The organism is Methylorubrum podarium (genome assembly GCF_022179745.1).
Lineage (GTDB): Bacteria > Pseudomonadota > Alphaproteobacteria > Rhizobiales > Beijerinckiaceae > Methylobacterium > Methylobacterium podarium.
On sequence record NZ_BPRD01000253.1, the window covers coordinates 1 to 4004 of the forward strand.

General features: G+C 66.0%; 4 protein-coding genes. All 4 read left to right on the forward strand.

The features are described from left to right. The first annotated feature begins 135 nt into the window (after positions 1-135). The 4 genes from urtB (at position 136) to urtE (ending at position 3813) form a co-directional block, all read left to right on the forward strand. Positions 136-1062 (forward strand): urea ABC transporter permease subunit UrtB, encoded by a 927-nt coding sequence (gene urtB, locus MFF42_RS13455; RefSeq protein ID WP_238256184.1) that lies wholly within the window; start codon positions 136-138, stop codon positions 1060-1062. Positions 1063-1075: 13 nt separating this feature from the next. After that, positions 1076-2245 (forward strand): urea ABC transporter permease subunit UrtC, encoded by a 1170-nt coding sequence (urtC, locus tag MFF42_RS13460; protein ID WP_238256182.1) that lies wholly within the window; start codon positions 1076-1078, stop codon positions 2243-2245. 10 nt (positions 2246-2255) lie between these two features. Continuing rightward, positions 2256-3053, forward strand: coding sequence for an urea ABC transporter ATP-binding protein UrtD (gene urtD, locus MFF42_RS13465; protein ID WP_238256183.1), 798 nt, complete (start codon positions 2256-2258; stop codon positions 3051-3053). Between the two features lie 70 nt (positions 3054-3123). After that, on the forward strand, positions 3124-3813 hold the full coding sequence (gene urtE / locus MFF42_RS13470) for an urea ABC transporter ATP-binding subunit UrtE (RefSeq protein ID WP_238256185.1): 690 nt from the start codon (positions 3124-3126) through the stop codon (positions 3811-3813). The last annotated feature ends 191 nt before the right edge of the window (positions 3814-4004 follow it).

Here is a 4004-nt window from a genome sequence, read left to right on the forward strand (position 1 = left end):
GGGGTGGCGCAGAAGGCACCGCCGCGATCGATCCGGCACCACCCCCACCCCTGCCCCTCCCCACAAGGGGGAGGGGAAATGCGTGGCCCGACACTTGCTGCGCCCTCCCAGAACATTCCGCCGGGGACCACCACCATGTTCGGCGACTATTCGCTCGCAGACCTCAGCTCGATCTTCGTGATGCAGGGCTTCGCAGGTCTGATCCTGTTTTCCGTCTACGTCCTGATGGCGCTGGGTCTCGCGATCATCTTCGGCCAGATGGGCGTCATCAACATGGCCCACGGCGAGTTCATGATCCTGGGGGCCTACGTCACCTATCTGTGCTCGACCTTCTTCCAGGCGCACCTTCCCTCACTCTTCGGTGCCTACTTCTTCATCGCCATGGCGCTCGCCTTCCTGGCGTCCGGAGCGATGGGGATGCTGGTGGAATGGGCTCTGATCCGCCACCTCTACAAGCGGCCGCTCGACACGCTGCTGGCGACCTGGGGCCTCTCGCTGATCCTGCAGCAGGCCTACCGCACGATCATCGGCCCGCGCGAGGTCGGCGTGGAACTGCCCTCGTGGATGATGGGCTCGATCCCCGTGACCGATTCCATCGAGGTGCAGATCAACGGCCTGTTCGTGATCGCGGTCACCACCGTCATCACGCTCGGCGTCGCCCTGCTGATCTACCGCTCCCGCTTCGGCGCGCAGATCCGCGCGGTGATGAGCAACCGCCCGATGGCGGGCGCCGTCGGCATCGATACGGAGAAGGTCGACCGCTACACCTTCGGCCTCGGCTGCGGCATCGCCGGCATCGCCGGCTCGGCCTTCACCATGATCGGCTCCACGGGGCCGACCTCGGGCCAGCTCTACATCGTCGATACCTTCCTGATCGTCGTCTTCGGCGGCGCGGCGAGCCTGCTCGGCACCATCGCCTCGGCCTTCTCGATCTCGCAGACCCAGTCGACCCTCGAATTCTTCCTCTCCGGCTCCATGGCCAAGGTGCTCACCCTGCTCGCGGTGGTGGCGATCCTGATGCTGCGGCCGCAGGGCCTGTTCACCCTCAAGGTCCGTCGCTGAGGAGCGCGCCCCGATGACGAGCCCAGTCCAATCCTTGTCGAAGGCGGTCACCGTCAACGACAACCCCTTCATGAAGCCGGTCGAGTGGGTGAGCCTGCTGCTTCTCGCCGGCGTGATCCTGGTCGTCCTGCCGCTGATGCTCGACGGCTTCCGCCTCAACCTCGTCGGCAAGTACCTCACCTACGCCTTCGTCGCGCTCGGCCTCGTCATCTGCTGGGGCTATGCCGGCATTCTCTCCCTGGGCCAGGGCGTGTTCTTCGGGCTCGGCGGCTACTGCATGGCGATGTACCTGAAGCTCGAAGCATCCAGCGTCGAGAACACGAAGATCCAGTCGACGCCGGGCATCCCCGACTTCATGGACTGGAACCAGATCACCTCGCTTCCCTGGTTCTGGCAGCCCTTCCACAGCCTGCCGCTGACGCTTATCCTCGTCGTCGCGGTGCCGGTGGCCTTCGCCTTCATCATCTCGGTGGCGATGTTCAAGCGCCGCGTCGGCGGCACCTACTTCGCCATCATCACCCAGGCGATCGCCGCGATCCTGACGATTCTGATCGTCGGCCAGCAGGGCTACACCGGCGGCATCAACGGCATCACCGACCTGCGCACGCTGAACGGCTGGGACATCCGCACCGACCACGCGAAAGTCATCCTCTACTTCGTCAACGGCGGACTGCTCATCGGCTGCATCCTGATGGCGCAGTACGTGAAGAAGTCGAAGCTCGGGCGCATCCTGGTCGCCATGCGCGAGAAGGAGGACCGGGTCCGGTTCTCGGGCTACTCGGTGGCGGGCTTCAAGGTGTTCGCCTTCTGCCTCGCCGCCGGCTTCGCGGCGATCGGCGGGGCGATGTTCACCCTGCAGGTCGGGTTCATGTCGCCCTCCTTCGTCGGCATCGTGCCCTCGATCGAGATGGTGATCTACGCCGCCGTCGGCGGGCGCCTGTCGCTCTTCGGCGCGGTCTGGGGGACGCTTCTCGTCAACTGGGCCAAGACCTCGTTCTCCGAGTCCTTCCCCGACCTCTGGCTGTTCGGCCTCGGCGGCCTGTTCATCGCCGTGGTGCTGATCTTCCCCAACGGCATCGCCGGCCTGTGGCGCGAGCATGTCGAACCCCGCCTGTTCCGCAAGGCCAAGGGTCTGGCCCCCGTCGCCAACCCCGCCCTGCCCCACGGCACCCCGGCCGAGTGAGGACACATCGATGAACGCGGCCATCCTCCCCTCCGCTCTCACCTCGGCGCCGATCGGCACCCCGGCGGACGAGAAGAACTTCCTGCTGGCGGTCGAGGCGCTCACCGTCTCCTTCGACGGGTTCAAGGCGGTCAACGACGTGTCGTTCTACGTCGATCCGGACGAGATCCGGGTCATCATCGGCCCCAACGGCGCCGGCAAGACCACGGTGCTCGACCTGATCTGCGGGCGGACGAAGGCCAGCTCCGGCTCGATCAAGTACAAGGGCCAGGAGCTGACCAAGCTCTCCGAGAGCGCGATCGTCCAGGCGGGCGTCGGCCGCAAGTTCCAGACGCCGTCGATCTACGACGACCTGACGGTGTTCGAGAATCTCGAGATCTCGTTCCCCCGCGGCCGCTCGGTGTTCGGGGCACTGACCTTCAAGCGCGACGCCGAGGTGCGCGACCGCATCCACGAGATCGCGCAGACGATCTTCCTGAAGGACCAGCTCGACGAGCGGGCCGAGTTCCTGAGCCACGGCCAGAAGCAGTGGCTGGAGATCGGCATGCTGCTGATCCAGGACCCGGAACTGCTGATGCTCGACGAGCCGGTGGCCGGCATGAGCGTCGGCGAGCGCATCAAGACCGCCGAGCTCCTCAACCAGATCATCAAGGGCCGCTCGGTGCTCGTCATCGAGCACGACATGAAGTTCGTCGAGGACATCGCCCACCGGGTCACCGTGCTCCACCAGGGCAAGGTGCTCTCCGAAGGGTCGATGGAGCGGGTCAAGAACGACCCGAAAGTCGTCGAAGTCTATCTCGGTCACTGAGGGCGAACCGACCATGCTCCAGACTTCACCCGCCCCCCTTGTGCCGCCGGTCGTGCCCGGCGCCGCGCCGATGCTGTCGATCGCCGACCTCCACGCCGCCTACGGCCAGAGCGAGGTGCTGCACGGCATCGACATCGACGTCGCGCCCGGCGAGATCGTCGCCGTGATGGGCCGCAACGGCATGGGCAAGTCGACGCTCATGAAGACGCTGATGGGCATCGTGCCGACGAAGTCCGGCACGATCACCGTGGACGGCACCGACGTCACCGCCCTGAAGAGCCATGCCCGCGTGGCGAAGGGCCTGGCCTACGTGCCGCAGGGCCGGATGATCTTCTCCACCATGACGGTGCAGGAGAACATCGAGACGGGGCTCACCGTCACCGGCTCGCGCAAGGTGCCGCAGGATCTCTACACGATGTTCCCGGTCCTCCTGGAGATGAAGGGCCGGCGCGGCGGCAACCTCTCGGGGGGGCAGCAGCAGCAGCTCGCCATCGCGAGGGCGCTCGCCAGCAACCCGAAGGTTCTGCTCCTCGACGAGCCGACCGAGGGCATTCAACCATCGATTATTCGCGAGATGGGGCGTACGCTGAAGAAGATTCGCGACGAGCGCGGTCTGTCGATCGTCGTCTCGGAGCAGGTCCTAAGCTTTGCCATGGACGTCGCCGACCGCGTTCTCGTGATCGAGAACGGCTCGATCGTCCACGAAAGTTTGCGCGCCGACATCGACGAGGCGCAGGTCGCCCGGTTCCTGTCGGTGTAGCGCCCGGTTCCCCTCCCCCTTGTGGGGAGGGGTTCGGGGTGGGGGTAGTGCAGAAGGCACCGCACCGCCTCATCCTGAACCCCCCCCACCTCCTGCCTCCTCCCCACAAAGGGGAGGAGCGGAGCGACGGCGGCCGAAGCGATCGGGCGGATGGGGTAGGAGCTGAAAGGCCTCCTACGGCACCACGCGGG

Bases quoted from the DNA above. Each gene is read 5' to 3' on its own strand.
- urtB (WP_238256184.1), top strand. From the start codon at position 136: ATGTTCGGCGACTATTCGCTCGCAGACCTCAGCTCGATCTTCGTGATG.
- urtC (WP_238256182.1), top strand. From the start codon at position 1,076: ATGACGAGCCCAGTCCAATCCTTGTCGAAGGCGGTCACCGTCAACGAC.
- urtD (WP_238256183.1), top strand. From the start codon at position 2,256: ATGAACGCGGCCATCCTCCCCTCCGCTCTCACCTCGGCGCCGATCGGC.
- urtE (WP_238256185.1), top strand. From the start codon at position 3,124: ATGCTGTCGATCGCCGACCTCCACGCCGCCTACGGCCAGAGCGAGGTG.